Origin of the sequence: Vibrio sp. SCSIO 43136, from assembly GCF_023716565.1 — a bacterium.
Lineage (GTDB): Bacteria > Pseudomonadota > Gammaproteobacteria > Enterobacterales > Vibrionaceae > Vibrio.
Window position 1 is genome coordinate 1,512,797 of the sequence record NZ_CP071849.1, and the last position, 25,189, is coordinate 1,537,985.

A 25,189-nucleotide genomic window follows, 5' to 3' on the forward strand; every position below is an offset into this window, starting at 1 on the left:
TACAAATCACATAATACATATACAGTGCAACTAAATGGGTTACAAATCCTTCAAACAAAAAAGGCTCTAGGTGAGGTCACCTAGAGCCAAGCTCCTTATAAAACCTTAGCGGATTAGCATCCTGTTTCTATTAGGCTTTTGCCAACTTTTTACTACCGCTGCCCATCACTTTAAGGCCAATTGTGATTGCCATTGAAACGCCAACACCAATTAGGAAGTAAGCTAACCATGCTGCTGGGTCACCAATCACTGGCAACATGAATACTGCGCCACCTGCAACGGTACCAATTGTGATTTTTGAAGACAGTATCAAAGCTGCTGCCACACCACCACCAATCATGTGTGCTGGGATGATGCGCATTGGATCTTTAACTGCGTAAGGAATCGCACCTTCAGTAATACCACAGAAACCTAAGATAGCGGTTGAAGGGCCGGCCAAACGGTCTTCTTCATCAAAGAAGCGCTTAAAGACCACCGACATAATGCCAAGCGACATACCCGGAATACATTTTGCCGCAGTAAAGGCTGCGTAGAAGATAGACGCATCGCCAGCAAAATCACCACTCGTACCAACACCGATACAGAACAGGTAGGCTGCTTTGTTTACTGGACCACCCATATCGAAACACGCCATCGCACCAAGGATAAAGCCAAGGATCAATAGGTTACTTGTACCCATTGAGGTCAGCCAATCAACCAAGCTGCTATTCAACATAGCGAAGAACTTACCTGGACCTGCGTACATGAAGATAAGTGTCGCAATACCTGCCAATAGTGGGGTAATGATGATCATCTTCACTGACTCTAGCACTTGAGGTACTTTTATCTGACGAACCAGCATAACAAACAAGGCTGCTGCGGCACCGGCAACCAAACCACCAAGGAAGCCACCAGTAACGACAGAGATCTTACCAAAACCACCACCAACAGCGACGAAACCACCTACAAATCCAGGGGCTAGGCCAGGTTTACCTACCATGCCGTAAGCGGTAAATGCCGCTAGCACACAGATCAGCAATGGGTTAAATGCTTTAAGCGTACTGTAATAAAGGAAGTGGATAATGCCTTGGAATGAAGATTCAAACTGCGCTTTCAACTCAGGTTGGGCAATGGCAGCGTAGACTTCTTTCTTAATCGCACCGATTTCACTGTTGGCGAGGCCCTCAGCAGCATTGACGATGCCTAGATCTGCATAGGTTTTGCCTGTGTATTCTACAAGTATCGCTTCATCATAAAGGTGGGTGTAATCGTAGCCGAAGAATAGGTTAAGTAGACCTACACAAAGACCACCGATAATTACAAGAGGAATGATGTGAGATACGCCTGACAGTGCACCTTTATACCAAAGCTTCAAGAAGCTCACGATCATATTATCGTTGCTCTCTTCCGCCTGAGTAAATTGATTCGCAGCAGGAGCAGCTTTTGCAGACGATCCACCCGCTTTCACTTTCTGCTCAAGCGCATCAAGCATATCATCTGCGTTTTTGATGCCATCTTTCACTTTGCCTTGCACCGACAGTAAGCCATCAAAGCGTTCTGCTTCAATAACACCTACATCGGTGGCGAAGATAATGCCATCGGCTTCAGCCACGTCTTGTGCTGTCAGCTTTCCGTCCAGACCATTCGCACCTTGTTTTTCAACTTTGATTTGCCAGCCCCGAGCGGCTGCCTTTTTCTCTAAGTTCTTTGCCGCCATATAGGTGTGGGCTACACCGGCGGTACATGCTGTTATCGCTAAAATTTTCATTTTATGTCCCTTGCGTCACGTCTAATTCAATTAAGCAATCAATGATTCAATTGATGAATATATTGTTTACCAATTTGTACCATCCATCCGTGACCCCACTCACATTTGAGTTAATTTGTATCTAATTGGTTCTATTTTTATGGAAGACATATTAGATACAACACAACAATATTTGACGCAAAACAGTGTCCAATCCTGAGTAAGTTCAGAGAAGCCCCACTGAGAAACCCTATGTAACGCACTGTAATTTATGACTAAAAATTATACAAACAGTCTCTTTGGCAGTGCTATTCGTGCTTCATGACTCGCCTGAAAATACCGCAACAGTTTTCGTAAAGTTTGTAACTCAGCGAGCGATACTACTCTAAGACAAACCTTAGCCATCACCTTAATAATCAGACCGGACCATTAAATATCAAACACTTACACTTATCCAGCATTGACCATAAAGCCTTACATAAGCATAGCAAACCTAACAAGCGCCCGTCAGGCAAGCTAATTAATTTGCGAATTGAACTACAATCCTCGGACTAAGTCCTCAGCAAGACTCACTTAACGACTATCTTTTAGATGCAAACACAGTGATCAGGCCCAGCTTGAAGACTGATTGAATAGATACAACTAGAATACATAATTACCATTCAGCAGCTAAATGAGATGTCGATCACGGATTATTTGTATTTAATTGGTATTATTTTCTCATCACAGGGCAGACAAGACTGCCAAACACGGAATAAAGGGATAAAGTTATGAACCTAACATCACTTACCAACCCAGCACTGATTAACCTGCAAACTACGTTTGAGAGCCGTAACGCTGCGATTGAGGCACTGGCTGAGCAACTTGATCAACAAGGTAAATTGTTCGACAAGACCGAATATCTGCAAGCAGTTTATGCTCGTGAGGAGGAAGGTCCTACTGCTTTAGGTGAAGGCCTAGCCGTTCCACACGGTAAAACCGATGCCGTAAAAGAAGCCGCTTTCGCCGTTGCGACGCTAAAACAAGATCTTAAATGGAAAGGCTTAGATGAAGACGAAGACGTCAACCTCATCTTCCTTATCGCTATTCCTAATGCTGAAGCGGGTTCAACTCACATGCAGCTTCTCACCGAGCTTACCAGCACTTTAGTGGATGACGACATTCGCGAAGCGGTATTAAAGGCACAAACCGTAGAACAAATCATGGCGCTGCTTGGCGAGGACGAACCAGAGACCAAAGAGCCCGAGGTTATCGCACCAGAGCCTGTTGTAGAGCGTAAGAGCGAAGCTGAATCTGGCTTTTTAGGTGCCATCGGTGCATCTGTGTCCAAACTGTTCGGTCGCTAAACTCAGCGACATCGCATTCAAGCCAAGACCCCAAGAAAATCACTGCCCAGTCGTCTTTACGAGCGGTATTAAAGGTAAAAATAATGACTAAATCACGCGTTCATATCACCCCACACATGCATTGGGACCGAGAGTGGTACTTCACCACCGAAGAGTCGCGCATTCTTCTTGTCAACAATATGGAAGAAATCATGCAGCGACTTGAGAGCGACCCTGAATACAAACACTACGTTCTAGATGGGCAAACCGCTGTTTTAGAAGATTATTTTGCCATCAAACCAGAAAACGAGCAGCGTGTACGTGAGCTGGTGCAGGCTGGCAAATTGATTGTTGGGCCTTGGTATTCTCAAACCGACACCATGCAAGTTGCGGGTGAATCCATCGTGCGCAACATGCTCTACGGACTCAAAGATTGTCTAGCTCTGGGTGAACCAATGAAAATCGGCTACTTGCCAGATTCGTTCTCGATGAGCTCACAATTGCCAATGATTTACAACGGCTTTGATATCACCACTGCGATGTTCTGGCGTGGCTGTTCTGAACGACATGGCACTGACAAAACTGAGTTCTTGTGGCAATCAAACGATGGTTCAGAAGTGGCAGCCCAAGTCCTGCCTCTGGGTTATGCGATAGGTAAATACCTTCCTCAAGATGAAGAGGGACTGCGTGCTCGTTTAGACAAATACTTCCCAGTACTAGAAAAACCATCGGTGACCAAAGACATTTTGCTGCCAAATGGCCACGACCAAATGCCGATCCAAAAAGACATCTTTGAGGTAATGGATAAACTGCGAGAGGTTTACCCGGAGCGAGAATTTGTCATGAGTCGCTTTGAAGAGGTTTTTGACCGCATCGAACAAGAGCGAGATCAACTCGATACTATCAAAGGTGAGTTTAACGACGGCAAGTATATGCGTGTTCACCGCACCATCTCTTCGACTCGCATGGACATCAAACTTATCCACGCACATGTCGAGAATAAGATCGTCAATATTCTAGAACCATTAGCCTCTATCGCATGGTCATTGGGCTTTGAATACCACCACGGCTTGATTGAAAAAATGTGGAAAGAGAGCATGAAAAACCATGCCCACGATTCGATTGGCTGCTGCTGCTCAGATAAGGTTCACGCTGAAATCCTAAACCGCTATATCTTGGCCGATGACATGGCGAGTAACCTGATCACCTTCTATAAACGTAAGATCGTTGACCACATGCCAGCGCACGAAGGCTGCGATAAGCTTGCGTTCTTCAACCTTTCTCCATACGAACGTGAAGAGGTGATCAACACGACTGTGACCATTCGTGCCGAACAATTTAACTTGTTTGACGACAATGGCAATCCAGTTGAGTACTACATTCAAGATCAACGAGTGATTGATCCCGGTAAAATCGACCGCCAGATCGTGCATTACGGCAACTATGACCCGTTCATTGAATACGATATTCAAATAAAACAATCCGTTCCTGCGATGGGCTTTACCACCTTGCATCTGCAAGGGAATGAGAAAGGCAGCTTGAAAATTGCAGAGCAAAAAGAGCATTTGCTGGAAAACGAATATTACCGCATCAAGGTGAATGACAACGGTACGCTCACCATCTTCGATAAACAGACCCAGATGAGCTACGACCAAGTACTTCGCATTGAAGATGGCTCAGACGATGGCGATGAGTATGACTACTCTCCGTCACGCCAAGAATGGTTGTTGTACTCCGATGAATTTATGGCACAAACCGAAATCAAACATGAAGGTTTCCAATCTGTTGCCAACATCAAGCTGCGCATGGATGTACCTGCAAACCTGCAAGAGCGTGAAGAACGCACTGGCCAAAATGGCTTTGTTGATGTCGATTGTCAGGTAGTACTAAAAGCGGGTTCTCAGCGCATTGAAGTACGTATCGAGCTAGATAACCAAGCTGACGATCACCGTGTGCGTGTGCTCATTCCAACGCCATTTGTCTCTGAGCACGTCGTTGCGGACAACCAGTTTGGTCTTATCACTCGCCCAACCAACGACCCTGCAATGGCAGTATGGGAACAAGAAGGCTGGAAAGAAGCCCCTGTACCTGTGTACCAGTTAATGAACTTTGCCGCTGTTGAGAATGCGACTGGGGGCATGGCTCTCATGACCAACGGACTGCGTGAGTTTGAAGTGATCTCGAGTCAAGGCAATCAAGCACGAGATACCTTTGCTCTGACCCTGCTTCGCGGTGTCGGTGTATTGGGTAAAGAAGAGCTGCTACTGCGTCCGGGGCGTCCTTCAGGCATCAAGATCCCTACGCCAGACTCACAAACCCGCGGCAAGTTGGTATGCGAATTTAGCTTACTCGGTTTCGCAGGCAATCACATCGACGCAAATGTGATGGCCAAAGCTCGTGACTATGTCACTCCGATCGAGTGCTACAACAAGATCCCATACAACGCAATGAAGCTCAACGTTGGCGAGCAAAACCAACCACTGACCTACTCACTGTTGGAAAAAGCGCAAAGCGGTGCAGTATTGAGTGTACTCAAGAAAGCAGAAAATGATGATGCACTCATTCTGCGAGTCTACAACCCGGCTGAGGCTGGTGAGATTCAAGACAAGGTTCGTTTCTCAACACAAGTGATCTCATGGCAGGAAACCAGCTTGGATGAACGAGTACGTGACAGTGACGTCGAAACCCAGAGCTTCGGTCAGCTTAAAGCCTGCCAAGCGAAAACATTCCAAGTGAAATTTTAATTTAACCTGAAAACTCCGCCTTTAAGGGCGGAGTTGGTGAGCTAACCATGAAGATAGTTATTGCCCCTGATTCCTTTAAAGAATCCTTAAGCGCCAAGCAGGTTTGCCAATGCGTAGAGGCAGGTTTTTCACAAGTCTTTCCTGACGCACAATATGTGCACCTGCCGCTTGCGGATGGTGGCGAGGGCACGGTCGATGTGCTGATGCAAGGTTTAGACGGTAATTACCAACGCCAACCGGTAACCAACCCGATGAATGAATCCACCGAAGCTCAGTGGGCGCTGCTAGATGATGGAAAGACGGCACTGATAGAGTTCGCAGCGGCTTCTGGTTTGGATCTTATTGAGCCTGAGCAACGCAACCCTGCCACGGCCACCAGCTACGGAACTGGTGAGCTAATCAAAGCGGCTCTTGATCATGGTGTCGACAAAATTTTGCTCGGCCTTGGCGGCAGCGCCACCAATGATGGTGGTGCGGGCATTGTGCAAGCTTTAGGGGGCAAGCTGTTAGACAGTGACGGCAATGAGCTGGCATGGGGTGCTTTACCCCTATCCCAACTCGCAACATTGGACCTCAGTGAAGTTCACCCTCGTTGCAGCCAAGTGGAGTTCGTACTGGCGTGTGATGTCAATAATCCACTGATAGGAGAAAACGGTGCCAGCTACATTTTTGGCGCACAAAAAGGCGCATCGCAATCACTTATCCTTCAGCTCGACCAAGCGCTAAATCAGTTTGGGCTCATTGCCGAGCAACAAACGGGTATTGATCGTCGCCATCAAGCTGGTTTTGGCGCCGCTGGCGGTGCCGCTCTCGGACTCTCCTTGCTATTTGATATCAATATCAAAGCTGGTATCGAAATGGTACTAGATACCCTAGATGCCGATAGCGTGTTGAAAAATGCCGACCTACTACTCACCGGGGAAGGCCAAATGGATAACCAAACTCTGCAAGGTAAAACCCCCTTCGGCATCGCTCAAAGAGCCAAGGCACAAGGAATACCCGTAATAGGTATCGCAGGATCTTTGGGTCAAGAAATCGATGAACTTTACAGCGTCATCGACAGTAGTTTTGGCACGGTGCGTTCACCCCAGTCACTTAACCAAGTTTTAGCGGAAGCGGGTAATAACCTCACCCGTACTGCACGCAACATCGCCATGACATTGCAAATTGGCGCACAAATTTTAGGAGAGAAGTAGTATGTCTCTGTTTAAATTAGACAATGTGATTCAAAATTACGCTTGGGGCAGCAAGGATTCGATCCACGACCTGTTCGGCATAAACAACCCTAATCACGAACCACAAGCAGAAATTTGGATGGGTGCACACCCTAATGGTTGCTCTAAACTGGGAGAAACTGGTGAGCCTCTTTCCCATGTGATCAATGAAAATAAACTCGACGTTCTTGGCGGATACACGGCGGCACGCTTTGGCGAACTTCCTTTTCTGTTCAAAGTACTTGCGGCAGAAACACCGCTATCCATTCAGGTACACCCAAGTAAACACAAAGCACAACTCGGGTTTCAGCGAGAAAATCAACAAGGCATTCCACTTAATGCCGCTAATCGTAACTACAAAGATCCTAACCACAAACCTGAGTTGGTATACGCACTTACTTTCTACAAAGCAATGAACGGGTTTCGCCCTATCGAAGATATCGTTGCGCTGTTTAAAGAGGCGAACATTGCGAGTTTAGCGCTGGAAGTATCAGCACTAGAAAACCAAGGTGATAGCAAAGCACTTAGAGACTTTTTCACCGCCATCATGTCGCTCCAAGGTGAAGCCAAACAGACGGCGCTTGCGGAGTTAGAAGCTGCACATAAACGTCCAGCCAAAACCATGATGGGACGCGAAGCCTTGCAATACAGTGCCGAATTTCAACGTCATTATCCGGGAGATATTGGTCTTTTCTCACCACTAATGCTCAACACCATCGAGCTTGCCCCCGGTGAAGCGATGTTTTTGTACGCAGAAATACCACATGCTTATGTTCAAGGGACAGGGCTTGAGATCATGGCCAACTCAGACAATGTATTACGTGCAGGATTGACACCTAAGCACATCGACGTTGCTGAGCTAATCGACAACACCCATTTCGAACCGACGAAACCTGAAGACATCCGGCTTAAGCCTGTTGCCCGAGAAGGCAAACTAAGCTACCCGATACCCGTTGATGATTTTGGTTTTGATATTCTATCGGCAAATGATGAGTGTAAAACGCAGTATCTGCGCAGCGCAGAAATTTTATTCTGTGTAGAAGGAGAAGCGACCATCACTTCCGGCAACGACCAACTCACCCTCAAACCCGGAGAGTCCGTGTTCGTGAGTAATAATTCCAGTATGTACCAATACCAAGGGAACGGTATCTTGGCCCGAGCTTATAACTAACCCCCGTCGTGGTTCGCCACACCTCTAGTGACAAGCTCTCCAAGTGTTCGAGTCGATTGCCCTCAATCGCTCTCGATATTGGTAATTGATGGTCTTCTTTTGTCAAACAGATCCTTATGACCATACCCCTAGCTAGCGCTGGGGGATTTTTTATTTCACTCGCATCAGGCGATGCTTAACCACCCCGAGATCAAACTCAAGCACTTGCGAACGAGGCATGGCTTCGACCTGTTTCAGCATTGTGTCGTCATACCCTTTGCGAGTCATCCACTCTAGGGGGGCTGAAAACCCATCTTCATTGACCACAAAGGACTCACCTTTTTGCGGCCCTGCAAATACATTCACCACCCAAACTCGATTGCGAAAGTCCAACACATCACTAATGGCATGTTTCAGTTTATCTATAAAATTTGTCACTACATCATTCCCAACAACCTGGATGCAATATAGCACTTTCCGATATAAAAAAGCGCAATCAATCTGGGTTGGTGCAGGTCTCGGCATTGTCTTGGTAACAGGTGTGGAATCCCAAGTAGATGAACTCTTCCTCCGGAAGTTGACCAGTCTTCAGATACTGGTGAAGAACTTGAGTACCAATACGCCCCATATCAAACGGTCGCTGGCCAATATTTACCGTGGATAGTCCCTGAGCGAGTATCTCGAGTTGCAGCTTTTCCGAGTCTGCCGACACAATCACGCTACGCTCGCTCTCGATTTGCTGCTTAAACGGACTGACTCGTTCAATATATTCTGGTGAAAACTGGGCAAACCCAGCGACGGCGATAAAGGTGGGTACTTCTTGTTCAAGCAAATACTCAAGCTGATTGACCGATTTACCACGTTTACCAGAGGTATAAAACGGACAACGGGAATACTCTTGCCAACCATTCTCTCCCTTTAAGCGCTCGGTAGATTTTCCACCAGAGAGCGAATAACGCACCCCTTTAATCCTTTCATCGAGGTTTGGGGTGCTCTTATGACCAGACTGAATGCACACCTGTTCTAATTCGTAACGTTTAAATTGCTTCGCCGCTTCCCCTAATGCCACGCCAAAATCAAAATTGTTAGTGCCAATATATGCCAAACGATAGTGTTGATGTTCCGGAAGAAGATCAGAGTCAAAGGTGAACACCGGAATATTTAACGTATGCGCTCTTTTCAACGCATGTTTTGCCAGAAACTTCGAATCCGTAATCGAGATGAGAATGCCGTCCACCCCGTCATCAATCAATGCGTTGGTTGATTTGGCCTGCTCTCGGATGTGCTGGGAAAATTCAGCGCCACCATAGCGGCACGTAATCGTCACCCCAGAAGCCTTCACCGATTGAGCATAGTTTTCACACCCTTGCAGCGACTGTTGATAAAAAGTGTCGTTTTTAGTTTTGCCGATCACGGCGATTGTGTAGGTCGTTTGTGCAGAAGCAAGCGCAGATACCACCCCAAGCGATAGAGGTATCAAGGTGGAGTAAAGAAAATTCATTCTCGGCATTTCATGCTCTCATTAGTATTTTTTATAAATACTAGCAGAATAGATTGATACGGCGAATGAGCTTAATTTGAAAATCACTTTCAAGGCATTGATCACTTAGGACCACTGACTAGCATTGCACAGCAAATCAACTTCCAAGTATTGCGTTTCGCTACTCACTGATTGATCATAAAGAGCTAATCTCACAAAGAGGCGCACACAATGTCAAACATCGTCTATATCGCCACTAGTATTGACGGCTACATTGCTGACAAAAACCATCAAATTGACTGGTTACATGACATTCCAAACCCTGATGGTTCAGACTTTGGTTTTGGCGAACTGATGAAGCGAATCGACGCACTGGTAATGGGTCGAAACACCCTCGAAGTGGTATTAAGCTTTGGTGTTGAGTGGCCATACGCTAAGCCAGTATTTGTCTTAAGCAATACCATGACTGAGGTGCCTGAAGGTTTAGAAGATAAAGTCTTCTTAGTGAAAGGTGAGCTAAAAGAGATCGTCAAACAACTCAACGACAAGGGCTACCACCAGCTCTATATTGATGGTGGCCAAACCATACAGAGCTTTCTTGCGCAAGACATGATCGATGAGATGATCATTACCACTATTCCAACCTTGTTAGGGGGTGGTATTCCTTTGTTTGGTGAACTGACTGCACCGCTCAAATTCCGTCATACCAAGGCTGAGCGATTTGCTGATGCTATTGTAAAGAACAGTTACGAGCGACAACGCTAAGCTTACAACCATTGCGCCAGTCATTTCTGGCGCAATGGGTGAAATCAATGAGAATCAGAACTAGAGACTTGGTTCGCCTCTTTAAAAGGAGGAATCGAGCAGCTTAATTGCACTCTTGGGTCTTCAATGTAATCGAACACATCATAGACGCAAGCACCAATATCATTCATTGGGCACGCATAACTGTCAAAACGTGGGACCATTTCGGTGTGACAATATGGGCAGTTCTTCTTCATAGCATCCTCCTGCTGAGAATCGACTCTTTGGTTAATGGCTTAATCACTGCATAACTTATTGTGCTCTTCTTCGAGAGCTACTTTATCGGAGATTCAAAACCTTGAGGCTTAAGTGCCACCAGTGAGCAATGAATCGACTGAAAAACGTTTTCTGCGGTATTTCCGATCACAAGACCAGCAATTCCGGTTCGAGCTATTGTGCCCATCACCAATACATCAATGTCATGCTGCTCTACACTCAATGGGATTTGCTCATCCGGCTTACCATGCACATGATGGACGACAATATCGCCTCTGATACCCGAATCGAGAATCAATCTATCCAAGGCCTGTTTATGATCATACTGAGCCTGTGCAATGCGAGAAGCCAAAGCCTCTTCTTCAACCTGAATCCAAGTCTGCTCCGCAAGATAGTGCTCTAAATAGTGTTCACAACAGGAAATGACGTGAAGTCGGCTGTCACAACTATCTGCGATGGATCTTGCTAGCTCTAGCAACCTCATCGTCAGAAGATACTGCTCGGTCTCTTTGATCGTGGGATCGATAGCCACCGCAACTCTACGTTTATTGCGAGGTTTATCGACCGGGCGATGCAACCAAACTGGGCATGGACACTTTCTCAGCAATGTCATATCTATCGCTTTAAAGCCATCGACGCCATCACTTACAGGCTCGGCTTCTTTAATCAAAAGATCGTAACGGTTATGCATCACCTCTTGAATCATGGTGACAGCGGGTTGAAAGGAGCTTTTCACCGTCACAGGCGGTGGCGATAATTCCTCATGAGGCAGTTCGTTGTCTATCACTTGACCAATGCTTTGCATTAGCGAGGTGTACAGTGAATGCTCATAGGAATCTTTGTATTGCAGCAAATCATCTGGCAGTTCAGGGCTGGCAATCAGTCCAGCAACAGGTACTCGGTTTGCCGCCGCAAGGCGCATTGCTTGGGAAAGCGCATCACTGTGTCCTGGCAATCCTTGGGTAGCAAAAAGTATGTTCTGAAATCGTCTCATACTCACCTCCTTGAGTGATGAAATAATAACCACCACTCAAGTGACTTTCCGTGAGCATTTGTAACCGCCTATTTCCTTGATGAGAGTCATTATCAACGCTAGCAATCCTTTTAGCATTATACTTAAGAGGTAGAAGACCTACAGCAAAGCGAAGTGCATCGCAAATTTTTCAAGAAAAAATAGACACTTGCTGTTTTTGATAATCTTAATTTTAATGGTTATGATCCTGCCGAAATCCATCCTTCCTCTGATGCGCAATCGCAGTTACAACTTTTACAATTGTTCCCCCTACACACAAGTGATCGTTCTGAGTTCAACCAACAACTGCACTCCATTACATCGATAAATTTTTCACAAGATTTAGAGATCAAGATCATTCTTAGATATAATTTAATGTCGTACTACTTTTAATTTTACTGAGTTTTATATAGAGTAGCGACCAGCGAATTCGCAGACGACTTATATCCGATGACTCCCTGAGTCATTTCAATGCTATTAAATGAAAGTGGCCATTGAATCCAGAACAGTTCCTGCGAAGTACTTTTTTCCTAATTTGGAGTTAACAAATGAAAAAGACTACCCTAACGGCATCTTTCTGCGCTATCGCTTTAATCTCTACCATTGCAGCAGCACACCAAGGTCTCGCTCCTGGCGCGAATCCTGCTTCACAATTTTGTGTAAATAAAGGTGGCTACCTAAAAGCGGCGGGTGACGACATTGTATGTGTTATGCCAAGCGGCAAAGAGATCGAGCAGTGGGAACTACTAAGAGCGGAAAACAAACAATAACCCTGCAGTTGCCTAGATCATTTTGCTACTCGTAGCTTTGATGACAGGTTTAAAAAACAAATATAAGCCATTTAAATTGTTAATTTAGATGGCTTTTTTGCAAATAAACTTCCTAATCTCTCCTATTATCTGAAGAAATGAGATGGCCCTACTCTTACTTGATTTTTGCCCTATTGCGGAGTGCTAACTCGGCACTAATAGACCAATTGGTGGAAGGTTTCTACCGCTTGTTTCACCGCTATGCCTAAAAATCACTATCGTGTTCTGCAGCTATACATCACTCCGATTCTTGCTGCTCATCTTGATACCAAAATACCAATTGGGCAAATCTACAGCCTGTATCTCTATCCAACCCTTAAAGAGCTTTAGCTGTTAAATAAGCGAAACAACGGCATATAGATAAATCTAATTTTTCATTTTTGATGCCAAGAAATTATATTTTCTTTTGCGTAAGTATCATATCAAACACTATCTAGCTAGGTTTTATGATCTTTATCAAATTGTGGTCAAAAAGGATTTGAATAATCATGGTTTGACGTTAAACTTACTGAAAAATTGACCAAGGCGTTTTTGTTCAGTCTGTGGCTGAATTGATAGTGCGACTTGAGTCCTACCATTCAAAATATACATGGAAATAATGTTATGGCACGTAAGATGTTGAATCTTAGCGACAACGACAACGTACTGGACAACCCATCACGTCGTGGTTTCTTTAAAAAAGCAGGTGGTGCAGCGGCACTTACTATGGCGGTAAGCCCAATTGCTCAAGCGGTTGGCAATGCAACTCCTGGTGATGCACGTAATGTTAAAGGCAAACTTGTTCTTTACGTAAACGGTAAAGTTTACCTAGGTGACAAGACCTCTCAAGATTGGGCACAAGCGTTTGCGGTGAAAGGCGACAAGTTTGTTCAAATCGGCACCACTGATGAGATCCTAAAACTACGTCAGAAAGATACACTTGTGGTTGACCTACATGGCCACACGGTTGTTCCGGGTCTTATCGATGACCACATGCACCCAGAAATGGCGGTAGAGAACTACTTCAACGTGGCTGTTGACGAAACGGCGACCACTTGGGAAGAGTTCAAAGTTAAAGTCGCTAACGAGCTACGTCTACACCCAGATCGCCCTTGGGTATTTGGTGGTAACCTTGATTACCTTTGGGATGATGGCAGCAACATCCAAACATTTGGTCAGCCTTCGCACAAGAAAATCCTAGATGAGTTGATCCCTGACAAGCCATGTTTCTTCTGGGAATGTTCTGGTCACGCAGCGCTAGTTAACTCAAAAGCGCTAGAAGTTTGTGGCATCACTAAAGACAGCCCAGACCCAGTTGGCGGCCACTATGTTAAAGATGAGAACGGCGAACTAACAGGTGTTCTTCGTGAGCTTGCAGCGCACGTAGTATGGGAAAAATGGCTAGAGACTCTTCCAGAGCCAGCAGTGATCGGCCGCGAGCAGCTAAAGCCAATCTTTAGCTACCTAAACAGCTTCGGTCTAACTTCAATCACCGAACCATGGTCTCGTGAAATGTACGGTAAAGCGTACAAATTCCTAGACGACAACAACGAGCTGTCTGTACGTATTACCTCTTACGCAAACAGCCCAGTAGACTTCGTCACCCCAACAATGCAAAAGCTGGCGAATAAGTACATCGACAACCACGCTGATTACACAGGTAACATGGTTGAGATGGTGGGCGTTAAGTTCATCCTAGATGGCGCAGCGGCAGGTCGTACCGCCATCGTTGTTGAACCATACGAAAACTCAGATTACCACGGTCCATGGCGTAACACTCCTGAGCAATACCGTGAAGGTCTACATCGCTACGATGAGATGGGTCTTGTGGTGCACGCTCACTGTGCGGGTGATGGTGCAGCACGTTTGGTGCTTGATTCAGTTGAAGAGCTACGCAAGAAACCAGGCAACAACGCAGATAAACTGCAACACCGTATTGCGCATACGTCAATGATCCACCCAGACGATCTACCACGTATCGCTCAAAACAACGTTTGGGCTGAGTTCTCTCCAGTATTCTGGTACGACATGGCGGCTATCCGTGTTATCGAGCAGGACATCGGTAAGCACCGTGTGCAGAAATACATGTTCCCAATCAAACCAATCGTTGATTCTGGCGCAAACGTGTCTATCGGTACTGACTGGACTGTAACGCCTGTGAACCCTTGGGTTGCACTAGAGACTGTGGTTACTCGTCGCGCACCTGGTGTAACAGAAGGTCCATCTCTAAACGCAGAAGAGCACGCAATTCCACTTGAAACAGCATTCTGGATGTACACCCAAGGTGGTGCAGACAGCCAGAAGCGTGGTGAACAGATCGGTTCGATTGCTGTAGGTAAGTTTGCGGACTTCGCCGTTATTGACCAAAACATCTTCGAAGTGCCAATCCAAGAAGTTCATAAGACCAAAGTGCTTAGCACAGTGCTAAACGGTCAAGATGTTTACCTAAGCTCGAAAGTTGAAGAGCTGGTTAACCTTGGCGAACTTGAAGGTAAATACGCAAGCACAACCATGACTTACGGTGCAAACGGCCGTCAATTCGCTTAATAGTGGATTGAACCTTAATTCATTCCCCCATCTCTGGCCCCATAAAGCCTGCTTGGGGGAATTCATTTTCCCATTACTAAAAGAGAGTTAATCATGGGTGGAATCAGTATTTGGCAGCTTTTGATCATTGCAGTCATTGTTATCGTACTATTTGGCACTAAAAAGCTACGTACGGTTGGTGGCGATCTTGGCAGTGCTATCAAAGGCTTTAAAGATGCGATGAACGAAGAAGGCAACAGTAAAAAAGATGCAGACTTCGCAGAGCCTTCAACTAAAGCCCAAGCGGAGAGTCTTGAGCAAAAAACGGCACAAACAGAACCTGCGACTGCTAAGCCACAAACTGAGCAGGCATAAGTCATGTTTGACATCGGTTTCTGGGAGTTAGTCCTCATCTCAGTGGTGGGTTTAGTGGTGATAGGTCCTGAGCGCCTACCGGCAACACTGCGCACCGTATCTCGCTATATTAACGGTGCGAAGAGTATCGCTAACAGTGTGAAAGATGAGCTTGAGCACGAGCTAAAAGTTCAAGACCTGCAAGATAACTTGCGTAAGGTTGAGAAAAAAGCCACCGACGCAGTCACACCTGACCTAAAAGCCTCGGTCGATGAGCTCAAACAAGTCGTTCAAGATACGAAGCAAACTTCCTAGCCGAATAAAAATGGATCTGCACACCAAGATCCCCAATCTTTACTTAGATGGTGAATAATATGTCTACTCAAGAGCAGACGCAGCCACTCTTCACCCACTTGCTCGAACTAAGAGATCGCTTGCTAAAGGCCATTGGCTCTATAGTGGTGGTCTTTCTTGGCTTGGTTTGGTTTGCAGGTGATATATATGAGTTTATTGCATCGCCGCTAATCGAGCGTCTTCCCGAAGGGGCGACCATGATCGCAACGGACGTCGCCTCCCCTCTTTTTACGCCACTAAAACTGACTTTAGTGGCTTCAGTATTTATCGCTGTACCTCTGATCTTGTATCAAATTTGGGGCTTTGTAGCACCCGGTCTATACAAGCATGAGCGTCGCCTGATCATGCCACTCATGGCATCAAGTTCACTGCTGTTCTACTGCGGTGTTGCCTTTGCATACTACGTTGTATTCCCGCTGGCATTTACCTTCTTTACCACCATCTCACTAGGTGGGGTTGAGTTTGCTACCGACATCGCCAGTTATCTCGATTTTGTGCTAGCACTCTTCGTTGCCTTTGGCGTGGCCTTTGAAGTCCCTGTCGCCATTATCCTGCTGTGTTGGACGGGCACAACAGATATTGAGAGCCTTAAAGCGAAGCGCCCTTACATCATTGTTGCTGCATTCATCGTCGGCATGGTGCTGACACCACCGGATATGATCTCGCAGACACTCCTTGCCATTCCTATGTGTTTACTGTTCGAGGTTGGGCTGTTATTTGCACGCTTCTATACACGCCGAGATGACAGCGCAGAAGCAGAAGCAGAAGCATGAGTGCTAACTCGTACTGCCCTGAATAGGTCAATACGAGTTAGCAAATCAATTTAATGAGCCCTCACCATAAATGCCTATTTCCATAGGCAGCAAATCAGACGTATTGATTTCTTAGCTTAGGGTCTTCAGAGCGATACTCAACAAATTCAAACTGGATGTTGTGTTTATCCACGTAATAAACGCTGCGACGATGCTCTGTGGAACCGCCCCAATGGTCAAGTTCGAAGCCACTTTCAGCAAGGCTTTCTACTGTCTTAGATAGATCTGGCACAGCAATACCAATGTGCTTTACCCCGACCCAGGGTACATTCCACTCTTGCAACTGCCCGCTGCCACCACCTTGGATGGTAATGTAGGTGTCTTGATCACCGACGTGATACCACTCTATTCCATCGTCTTCGTATATACCTTGCCCACGAATCCTCCACTCAGGTGCTGCGGCAAGAAGCAGAGCAATAGTGTGTTTTGGGTCTTCAACAGTAATATTGGCGTGTTCTATATAAGCTTTCATCTCAGTTCCTTTTTTAGTGATAAGCGATGAATCCAGCCTAATTCCTCAAGTTAACTTGAGGTCAAGAGTTACTTGCCACTGCTTTTGAAGTTTTAGTAAGAGCTCGAAAATATGTTTTCGATAACTGACGTGCTAGATCACATTCCTAAAAAAACTTAATGAACAATTTGGTCATTCAGCTCCTAACTAAAATCACACAAAACTTGATAACAAACCACTACTACAACTATTTAAATTAAAAGAACATGTTCAATGTTGACAATATCAGGTGCGATATCGAACTGGTGCTTTTCTAAGCATTATCACCATCTAATGCACTCAAATGCATAAACTTTTATAACTAAGCACGAAGTTTCAAAAAAATAACCCATTGAATAATAAGAACTATCGTCATTAAAATGACTTTATGCCCGTATCATTTCCGCCAATTGACACACTTGATGTCATCGATAATCAGTGTCCGCCCACGGACTGTGACGGCAAGAAGATAATTATAAAATGACCATCAGAAAATGAAGCAGTGCAGCAGCCTATGGCAAATCGACTAGAGATCCTCTCCTTACGAAATCAACTATTTACTATTGTGTGCCCGATAATGGCCGCCTTTTCGGTTTTTTGGGCAATGATTAATTACTCCGTTTCTGCAGCGGTATTCATACCCCTGGCTCAGCTATTCACTGCTGGGGTTTGCGTGGCGATGTTTATTCGCTTACGCAAAGGAAAACCAATTAATCATCACTGCTTAGTCATGGCCATCGTTGCTTCAATGCCGATCTTGTATGGTGTATTTCAATATCAAGCTGAGTCAGGGATCGTCAGCTGGATCTTCATTTTGCCTGTTTTTTACTATGTTCTGGTCAACAGATTACAGGCGACCCTACTCACTGCACTGGCGTGCGGCTGCGTTAGCTATGCCTACGGATTAGAGCAGATCCGAAACCATCAATTTCCCTTCATGATGCTCAACTTTCTGAGTGCCTATGGATTAATTTGGGTGGTGGTCCATCTGCAAGAAAACATCCGGGTCAAAATTGAAAATCACCTAGCTAACTTGGCACTGACTGATGCTTTAACGGGTGCGTATAACCGCCTTGCACTGCAAAAGTCCGTGACTAAACGCAGTAACAACGGTCGAGAATACATCTTCCACTTCGATATCGACTTCTTCAAAAAAGTGAATGACCAATACGGTCACTCCATAGGGGATAACATCCTCGTTGAGCTGTGCAAAGCCGTTACACTAGTTGGCTTCAACGGGGAGCTATATCGAATCGGAGGCGAAGAGTTCTGCTTAGTTTTTACTGCGAAAGACAAGCAAAGTGCCTATCAAAAAACCCAAAAAATCCTGTCTGCAGTCGAACAAACGGCCATCGATGTTGAAGGGCAGTCAATTTCAGTCACCATCAGTGGTGGACTGATCCACTATCGCATTGACGAGCACCTAGATTCAGCGCTTCGCCGCAGTGATAGCGCTCTATATTGCGCTAAAGAAAATGGTCGAAATCAAGTGGTCTGGAGTGAATCTCCAATGCGTCGATGGACGGATCGTAACGCTCGTAGTGAGCAACACTCACATCTTGGACTGCCAAGATAGTGTGCGAATAAAGAGTGCGAGCAGCTCTTTACTTACTCACTTAACTAAATGAAAAAGTGGAATTAAGTCCGAATTACACATTTTCTCCATATTTCCTACGCATTTGACATCTAACTTATGTCATATCCATTTTGAATCAATTTCTAGCGTATTGAAGCAAAGTGGGTGTTTCATTTTTGACAACCTTTGAGCAAGTCCACTCACTTGCACTCATCGCCGCTTTAGCCCTGAAAGGGGCGATGAGTTTTCTTTTACCACAGTAATACAAATAATCCCGATTATCATTTGCATGTTTGCTTTTTAGAATAGATAATTCGCCTCAACTTTAGATTCCCTCCGCAACACATTTTCTATTGTTAATAACTTTCAATCTGTTGTTTTGGAGAGAAATACCAATGATGAAATCACTGCCTGAATAACCAACGGATGGCTATTCAGTTTCGCTATAGGGAGATTATCTGTGAGCTCAACCATTCCCCAAGATTTACCTTCCCCTTCTTCTCCAAAAGGAAAGAAAAATCTTGGTAAACCCCATTCAAAGACCAAAAATAAGCTTACAGCTGGACGTATTGCCTTTTTAATCCATAGTTACATCGGATTGAAGCTTTCGATTATCTTCAGTATCGTCTTGCTCAGTGGAGCTTTCGCTGTTTTTCATGAAGAAATAGACTGGTTACTTTATGCTGAAAAACGAGTTACCCCACAGTCGGAAAAAATGAACCCTGGCGAGGTTCTCGATAGACTTGAAGATCAGCTACCAGGTGTAGGTCTGTCATCTTTCTATACTGCGGCAGATCGCGAACGAACCGCAGCAACAGCCTTGAAAAGTACACCGGGAGGTGGGTTCAAGGTGGTACATATCGACCCATATACTGGTAAATACCAAGGTGAAACAAATTTTTTAACTGTTGGCAGTTTTATAAGAGTACTTCACACCAATCTCTTCATGCCGCTCATTGGCCGAGCTTTTGTTAACTTTTTTGGTGTGTTATGTCTAATTGGATTGATTTCTGGATTGATTGCATATCGTCGATTCTGGAGAAAATTCTTTACTCTTCCCAAATATCGTGGCGTTAAGTTTCACCGCTTTCTTGCCGACCTTCATAAGTTTGTTGGCCTGTGGTCCCTATGGTTTGTATTGATCATTGGTGTGTCAGGAAGTTGGTGGTTCTACCACAACCCATTAGTGCTCTATAAGGTTGCCCCAGCAATCATGGAACCGATGCCGATTGATCCAGCACTAACAAAAGGAGACTTAAAAAAACTAGGTGAAGGTATTCCCAAAAGACTTAGCTCGGCAGAAATTGCAACTGCGGTAAAAGCACACGATCCAGAGTTTGAAATAACCCTTATGGTACAACCAGAACATAGTGGTATGGCTTATCGTGTGAGAGGTACTAAGCACGATTTGCTTACCAATAGATGGGACAGCAGTTACTACGTTCATCCATTCACCGGTGAGATCATCGGTCAACGCTTAATGGAAGAAGCTGATGCATTGAAACGATTTGACCGCGCTATGGAGCCTCTTCATTACGGTACATTTGGTTACTCTGGCTGGAGCGACCTTTTGGTCAAAACCATCTGGTTTATTTTCGGAATGGCAATGTCACTTCTGGCAATATCAGGCACTGTGATTTATTACAAGCGAACTCGATCGGCAACCACACGACTTCTACCTTCAACACTGACAGGTAAAAGGCGTACCCTGAAGAAGATCTGGATAGTGATTCGACCTTGGGGTGGTCCAATGTCAGTATTTAAGTACTTAAACTGGCTGTTCATCATCATCATGTGTATCGGTATTAACATTGGTTTTAAACTTCAACGTGAAGGAACAGCTAACAGTGGTTTTCAATACCAGCAACAACAAGTTGGCGAATGGAGAGTCACCCTTAATGCCGTCCTAGGATTACTAGAAAAAGATCTAAACCCAATTACTCCAGGTCGTCGTACCAATATCAATGCATATATAGAAGGGGACTTCTCTGCGATCAAATTTATGTACGTCGACTTCAAAAAACCCCGGACAATGCGCGCCCCTGGTTTTGTAGTCCACGGTGTTACCGGAAACCTCCATGCTCATGGCACCGTACCTAAGGAGCTTCCTGACAATGCAGAGCTTTGGTTAACCATTGAGGACTGGTATGGAAACTATTATCAAACTTCCTGGCCGTTGCTACCCGATGGTGTAAATACTATCGATAAGCGCGTTGCCGTTATTAATTAAACAGCAACTTATAAAAAGGATTTTATTAATGCTATTCAACCTACACCGTCTGATAGCACTCATGCTAGCGTTGTTATTCACTAATAGTGTATGGGCTCACTACCCTATTTTAGACTGTAAAATTGTCACGGATTCAGACGCCTCTGAGCACGTTTTATGTGAAGCTTCTTTCTCTAATCGAGCCAAAGCCCCGAATGTGTTAATGGAAGTATTTTCTGAGGACGATGATGTATTGTCTTCTGGTCTAACAGATGATGATGCTCTGTATCGATTCCCTAAACCTGAAGGTTCATATTTTATACTTATGGATGCGGGACCTGGACACGTACTTGAGATCTCTAATGATGATGTAGCGGTAGCGCTTTAGAAACCATGACTAATCAACATTCCCAATTACCAGAAGAGTACATAGAAGTTATTTCACCAGCTGATGGTAAACGAGAGGACAAAGTTGTTCTCTCTACCATAGCCATTTTGTTCGTGATAGCGGCTGTACTAATAGTCACTATCTATCGCCATGATAATATTAAAATTAGTCATATTCCAAAGGGACTACAGCAGCACCTGACTTCTTTAAGCAACAGTGCAGAAGAGCTCATTTTACTATCTAGTATTGATGGTAAGACTCCTACCCTTGACGACTTAATCGACATGGGAATCGAGCCCTTTACGCCTCCCTTGGTAAGTACTCTTGAGTCAGTATCATGGCAACAACAACGAAACTGTTTTTTAGGTTCAGTAAGCGTTGGCGAAAACCAGTACCAGTTGCGACTCTCGCTCAGCGAAGCTCTAACGGCAGAAGTTCTTTGGCGACCTCACTTCAAAGAATCACTAGACCATGCCTGTAGCGAAACATCCTCAAATGAGTGGTTCTCGATTAACCCACACCAACTATCTAACCGTAACTAAACAACGAGTCCAAAATGATCTTCTTAACAACACCACGAGTTACGCTCTTTTTGTTTGTTAGCTACTTGAGTGCATACAGCCCAACCGTTTTAGCTCAGCTTAACATCGGAATTACTCTTCACCCATACTATAGCTATGTGAAAAATATAGTAGGTGACCGTGCGAAAGTTACCCCCTTGATAGATGCTGGGTTTAACCCACATGCTTATAAATTATCACCAGCTGATCTTGACCGTCTCAACTCAATGGATGCTATTGTGATCAACGGTATTGGCCATGATCAATTTGCAGTAGATGTTTTAGAACGCCTTAACCTGCCAAACCTAAGCATTATTGAAGCCAACTCTCAGGTTCCGCTGATCAGTAAAGCCGGTAGTGGTACCTATAATCCGCATACTTTTGTTTCAATAGATGCAGCTATCCGCCAGGTTTACACCATCGCTAAAGCACTAGCAAAACTGGACCCCGAAAATGGTCGGTATTTCCAAAAGAATGCTCTAAATTACGCTAAAAAATTACGAGCTATCAAACAACAAGCTCTGAAAAAAATAACAGCTCTCAATCTAGAAAACGTCCGTATTGCTAGTACTCATGGCGCATACGCATACCTCCTACAAGAGCTAGGTATGACAGTGACGGCTGTTGTTGAGCCAGCTCATGGCGTTTCACCCAATGCTTCACAGCTTCAAGACACCATCACTAAAATCCGCAATGCCAATGTACAAGTGCTCTTTACTGAACTGAACATGGCGAACCAGTACGTAGAGGTTATCGAGAAAGAGTCTAATACTCGACTATTTCACTTTTCTCATATGACCTATGGTGAATACCGTGAGGAGTTAGTCGAACAGGATATGAGTCAAAATCTCAACACACTGGTTACCGCATTGAGTTATGCGGCAAGGAGGCCATAGTCGATGAGTAACACCCACTTAATTTCGCAGAAGATTGCAGGTCCTAAAATATGTTTTGAGGGGATAACCCTCAATGAGGGGCCTGTACAGATACTTCATGAAATAAACTGTACTTTTTCTTCTGGTGGCTGGCATGCGGTATTAGGTCCCAACGGTGGTGGAAAGAGCACCTTACTGAAAACCATCCTTGGCATGACAAACCATCGCGGAAAACTTTCTATTCATTGGCCATTGTCGCCAACACCTAAACACAAAACGTTCGGCTACGTACCTCAGTTATCTCCTTTTGATGCTAGCTTGCCAATCTCTGTGCATGATTATCTACTCATGACCCTAACGACTGTACCGGTTTGGTTTAAAAGAAATCTAGCGACAGACGTAATCGATGCACTTAGAGAAGTTCAATTGGAGGACAAACTCAAGCGAAAACTGGGTGAACTTTCAGGTGGTGAGCGCCAGCGTCTCATGTTGTGTACTGCCCTGCTGAAGAAACCAAGTTTATTACTATTGGATGAGCCTATGACAGGCCTAGATAAGCAAGGTAGAGAAGACTGCCTACATTTGCTCAAAATGTTCCACCAAGCAGGAGGAACCATTTTGATGGTCGAACATGATTGGGAAGTAGTCGAAAAATACTGCCAACAAATTTTTTGGGTAGATAAAACCATCTTGTCAGTATCGAGCACAGAGGCGTTCTTTCGAAACCAATCACTACGCCATAATGCTCACTTCCCTAGCCAAATAACTCTCCCAACATAAGGAAAATCATGAATTCTATTTATCGCATATTTTCTGACTGGGTAGAACAAGGTGTCCTACCAGAAATGTTCGGATATGAGTTCCTTATTAATGCTTTACTCGCCAGTCTTCTAATTGGCCCATTATTAGGGCTGCTAGGAACTTTAGTGGTTGTAAAACGTTTGGCATTTTTATCAGAAGCCGTCGGGCATAGTGTCTTAACAGGTGTGAGCATTGGTATCTTGCTCGGCGAAGCGCCAACAGCTCCTCTCATTAGCTTGTTTACGTTTTCAATTTTATTTGCGTTACTATTGCAATGGGTAAAGGGCCGCTCAACTATTCCATACGACGCATTAATTGGTGTATTCCTCTCGTTTGCTCTAGCCGCAGGGGCAGCACTATTGCTCTATGTAGCAAAAAAGGTCAATGCACACTTAATTGAGCAAGTTATGTTCGGTTCTATCCTCGTGACTACTCCAAGTGATCTGATCATGCTCAGTACCATTTGTGTAATAGTAGCCGTCTTGAGTTATTTCTACGGCAATCAGGCCTACCTAGTGGCGATTTCTCCAGACATTGCCCATAGCCAACGAATCAACACACGCATCCATGACTATGCTTTTGTCATCCTAATAGCTTTAATCACCGTAGCTTCTGTGAAAATAATTGGAGCGGTCTTGGTTGGAGCACTTTTACTCATTCCTGCTGCAAGCGCTCGATTAATTGCTAGAAATCTAAAACAGCTCTTGATGTTATCAATTGCTTTTTCTACCTCTGCTTCGGTAATGGGTGTTTTGATTCCCATGTATCTACATTGGCCAGTCTCTGCTGGACCAGCTATCACCTTATTTGCGTGTGGCTGGTTTGTTTTAAGTTTAATTCATCGTCAAACAAAACTGCGAGCCGCCTAAATTTAAGGACTAACATGACTTCTCAATTGAGGCATTTCAAACTGCGTAATAGTCAATCATTGGCACTAGTTGCCAGCCTGATCGCATCAACCTTATCAGGGTGTTCAACACCGAAAGAAGATAATTTGAATACTATCTCTGCAGTGACTGCTGTGCCCGTCGTCAGCAGTATGGCAACCGAGCTGACTCTGAACACACCGATTCAGACACTCGCACTAACTCCTGAAAAGTACAGTATTCGTCGCATACCAGGTTGGTTAAACCGTCAAGATGCTAAAACCCTCCCAAAAGCTGACGTAATTATAGGAATCGCTTCATCATGGCCTGCTATAGATGCGTACCCTGCGCTTAGAGCCAACAACATTGCAATTATCCCGATTGATGTTGCACAGGCTATGATGTTGGGTGGTGAGAGCGTTGCTGTTTTCCCTTCTGAAAATGTGAGCTACTTTTGGCTCAGCCCTTCTAATGCACTGATCATGATCGGCATTATGCAGCGGGATTTAAATCAAGTACTCGAAACTAAAGGCATAGATTCAAACGTCGAATTGAGAGCAAACTACGCATCGCTAGCCGAGTCATTAAGAAAAGTACAGCTTATGCTCGATGCAAAGATAGCCCATAGCGACTTTATGCAAATCACGATTGATAAGCCCGAACTCATCGACTTAGCCGCTGCAACTATGCTACCGATTGTCAGCAAATTTGAAGCTGAACAAAGCGGTTTCCCAACACTGTATTTAACTGGTCGCAAACCAAATCACAAGAGCCTTAAAGAGTTACCTGACCACTTTTACGTATGGCATATCGATGACTTTTCTAAGTTAAGCGCTGAGTCTTTTAGCACTCGTTGGCAGAAAAATATTGAGAATCTGCCAACCAAGCGACCATAAAAAATGCCCGGTTTTTCCGGGCA

22 protein-coding genes and 2 pseudogenes are annotated in these 25,189 nt (G+C 44.8%); 18 read left to right on the plus strand and 6 right to left on the minus strand.

Annotated features, from left to right (window positions below):
* Positions 1-130: 130 nt before the first annotated feature.
* Positions 131-1,747 carry a PTS fructose transporter subunit IIC gene (locus J4N39_RS21720; RefSeq protein ID WP_252024881.1) on the minus strand — a complete coding sequence of 539 codons (1,617 nt, stop codon included), beginning with the start codon at positions 1,745-1,747 and terminating at the stop codon, positions 131-133.
* Positions 1,748-2,496: 749 nt separating this feature from the next.
* Between J4N39_RS21720 and J4N39_RS21725 the strand changes: the two are divergent.
* The 4 genes and pseudogenes from J4N39_RS21725 to manA all read left to right on the plus strand — a co-directional run.
* Positions 2,497-2,997: pseudogene (locus tag J4N39_RS21725) on the plus strand (fructose PTS transporter subunit IIA); the annotation flags it as partial.
* A 158-nt stretch (positions 2,998-3,155) separates the two neighbouring features.
* Positions 3,156-5,795 (plus strand): mannosylglycerate hydrolase, encoded by a 2,640-nt coding sequence (mngB, locus tag J4N39_RS21730; RefSeq protein ID WP_252024883.1) that lies wholly within the window; start codon positions 3,156-3,158, stop codon positions 5,793-5,795.
* A gap of 47 nt (positions 5,796-5,842) precedes the next feature.
* Positions 5,843-6,991, plus strand: coding sequence for a glycerate kinase (locus tag J4N39_RS21735; RefSeq protein WP_252024884.1), 1,149 nt, complete (start codon positions 5,843-5,845; stop codon positions 6,989-6,991).
* Between the two features lies 1 nt (position 6,992).
* On the plus strand, positions 6,993-8,180 hold the full coding sequence (manA, locus tag J4N39_RS21740) for a mannose-6-phosphate isomerase, class I (protein WP_252024886.1): 1,188 nt from the start codon (positions 6,993-6,995) through the stop codon (positions 8,178-8,180).
* A gap of 150 nt (positions 8,181-8,330) precedes the next feature.
* On the opposite strand, the gene J4N39_RS21745 is transcribed toward manA, so the two are convergent.
* Entirely contained in the window at positions 8,331-8,597 is a 267-nt protein-coding gene (locus J4N39_RS21745; protein WP_252024889.1) for a hypothetical protein, read from the minus strand.
* 58 nt (positions 8,598-8,655) lie between these two features.
* The gene (locus J4N39_RS21750; protein WP_252024891.1) at positions 8,656-9,669 is read right to left on the minus strand and encodes a substrate-binding domain-containing protein; all 1,014 of its coding nucleotides are present in this window, start codon (positions 9,667-9,669) and stop codon (positions 8,656-8,658) included.
* A 201-nt stretch (positions 9,670-9,870) separates the two neighbouring features.
* Here J4N39_RS21750 and J4N39_RS21755 point away from each other — a divergent pair, with 201 nt between their 5' ends.
* Positions 9,871-10,404 (plus strand): dihydrofolate reductase family protein, encoded by a 534-nt coding sequence (locus J4N39_RS21755; protein WP_252024892.1) that lies wholly within the window; start codon positions 9,871-9,873, stop codon positions 10,402-10,404.
* A gap of 44 nt (positions 10,405-10,448) precedes the next feature.
* On the opposite strand, the gene J4N39_RS21760 is transcribed toward J4N39_RS21755, so the two are convergent.
* Positions 10,449-10,640, minus strand: a complete 192-nt coding sequence (locus J4N39_RS21760; protein ID WP_252024893.1) for a hypothetical protein — start codon at positions 10,638-10,640, stop codon at positions 10,449-10,451.
* Between the two features lie 77 nt (positions 10,641-10,717).
* Positions 10,718-11,653: a universal stress protein gene (locus J4N39_RS21765; RefSeq protein WP_252024894.1), complete on the minus strand. Its 936-nt coding sequence runs from the start codon at positions 11,651-11,653 to the stop codon at positions 10,718-10,720.
* Between the two features lie 566 nt (positions 11,654-12,219).
* On the opposite strand from J4N39_RS21765, the gene J4N39_RS21770 reads away from it, so the two are divergent.
* The 5 genes and pseudogenes from J4N39_RS21770 to tatC all read left to right on the plus strand — a co-directional run bounded on the left by J4N39_RS21770 (position 12,220) and on the right by tatC (position 16,466).
* A complete protein-coding gene (locus J4N39_RS21770) occupies positions 12,220-12,441 on the plus strand; it encodes a DUF333 domain-containing protein (RefSeq protein WP_252024895.1) in 222 nt (73 codons plus the stop codon).
* 642 nt (positions 12,442-13,083) lie between these two features.
* Positions 13,084-15,006: an amidohydrolase gene (locus tag J4N39_RS21775; RefSeq protein ID WP_252024896.1), complete on the plus strand. Its 1,923-nt coding sequence runs from the start codon at positions 13,084-13,086 to the stop codon at positions 15,004-15,006.
* A 93-nt stretch (positions 15,007-15,099) separates the two neighbouring features.
* Positions 15,100-15,360, plus strand: a complete 261-nt coding sequence (gene tatA / locus J4N39_RS21780) for a Sec-independent protein translocase subunit TatA (protein WP_252024897.1) — start codon at positions 15,100-15,102, stop codon at positions 15,358-15,360.
* Between the two features lie 3 nt (positions 15,361-15,363).
* Positions 15,364-15,645 (plus strand): annotated as a pseudogene (gene tatB, locus J4N39_RS21785) (Sec-independent protein translocase protein TatB); the annotation flags it as partial.
* Between the two features lie 68 nt (positions 15,646-15,713).
* A complete protein-coding gene (gene tatC / locus J4N39_RS21790) occupies positions 15,714-16,466 on the plus strand; it encodes a twin-arginine translocase subunit TatC (RefSeq protein WP_252024898.1) in 753 nt (250 codons plus the stop codon).
* A 94-nt stretch (positions 16,467-16,560) separates the two neighbouring features.
* On the opposite strand, the gene J4N39_RS21795 is transcribed toward tatC, so the two are convergent.
* Positions 16,561-16,977 (minus strand): VOC family protein, encoded by a 417-nt coding sequence (locus J4N39_RS21795; protein ID WP_252024899.1) that lies wholly within the window; start codon positions 16,975-16,977, stop codon positions 16,561-16,563.
* Between the two features lie 595 nt (positions 16,978-17,572).
* Here J4N39_RS21795 and J4N39_RS21800 point away from each other — a divergent pair.
* From J4N39_RS21800 to J4N39_RS21835, 8 genes are all read left to right on the plus strand, one after another.
* Positions 17,573-18,571 (plus strand): GGDEF domain-containing protein, encoded by a 999-nt coding sequence (locus tag J4N39_RS21800; protein ID WP_353505628.1) that lies wholly within the window; start codon positions 17,573-17,575, stop codon positions 18,569-18,571.
* 460 nt (positions 18,572-19,031) lie between these two features.
* Positions 19,032-20,801: a PepSY-associated TM helix domain-containing protein gene (locus J4N39_RS21805; RefSeq protein WP_252024901.1), complete on the plus strand. Its 1,770-nt coding sequence runs from the start codon at positions 19,032-19,034 to the stop codon at positions 20,799-20,801.
* Between the two features lie 28 nt (positions 20,802-20,829).
* The gene (locus J4N39_RS21810) at positions 20,830-21,168 is read left to right on the plus strand and encodes a hypothetical protein (RefSeq protein WP_252024903.1); all 339 of its coding nucleotides are present in this window, start codon (positions 20,830-20,832) and stop codon (positions 21,166-21,168) included.
* A 5-nt stretch (positions 21,169-21,173) separates the two neighbouring features.
* Complete coding sequence (locus J4N39_RS21815) at positions 21,174-21,710, plus strand: hypothetical protein (protein WP_252024905.1); 537 nt, start codon at positions 21,174-21,176, stop codon at positions 21,708-21,710.
* A gap of 14 nt (positions 21,711-21,724) precedes the next feature.
* Positions 21,725-22,624, plus strand: a complete 900-nt coding sequence (locus J4N39_RS21820) for a metal ABC transporter solute-binding protein, Zn/Mn family (RefSeq protein ID WP_252024907.1) — start codon at positions 21,725-21,727, stop codon at positions 22,622-22,624.
* Positions 22,625-22,627: 3 nt separating this feature from the next.
* Positions 22,628-23,383: a metal ABC transporter ATP-binding protein gene (locus tag J4N39_RS21825; protein WP_252024909.1), complete on the plus strand. Its 756-nt coding sequence runs from the start codon at positions 22,628-22,630 to the stop codon at positions 23,381-23,383.
* Positions 23,384-23,391: 8 nt separating this feature from the next.
* The gene (locus tag J4N39_RS21830; RefSeq protein WP_252024911.1) at positions 23,392-24,273 is read left to right on the plus strand and encodes a metal ABC transporter permease; all 882 of its coding nucleotides are present in this window, start codon (positions 23,392-23,394) and stop codon (positions 24,271-24,273) included.
* Positions 24,274-24,287: 14 nt separating this feature from the next.
* Positions 24,288-25,166 (plus strand): metal ABC transporter substrate-binding protein, encoded by an 879-nt coding sequence (locus tag J4N39_RS21835; RefSeq protein WP_252024913.1) that lies wholly within the window; start codon positions 24,288-24,290, stop codon positions 25,164-25,166.
* Positions 25,167-25,189: the final 23 nt, after the last annotated feature.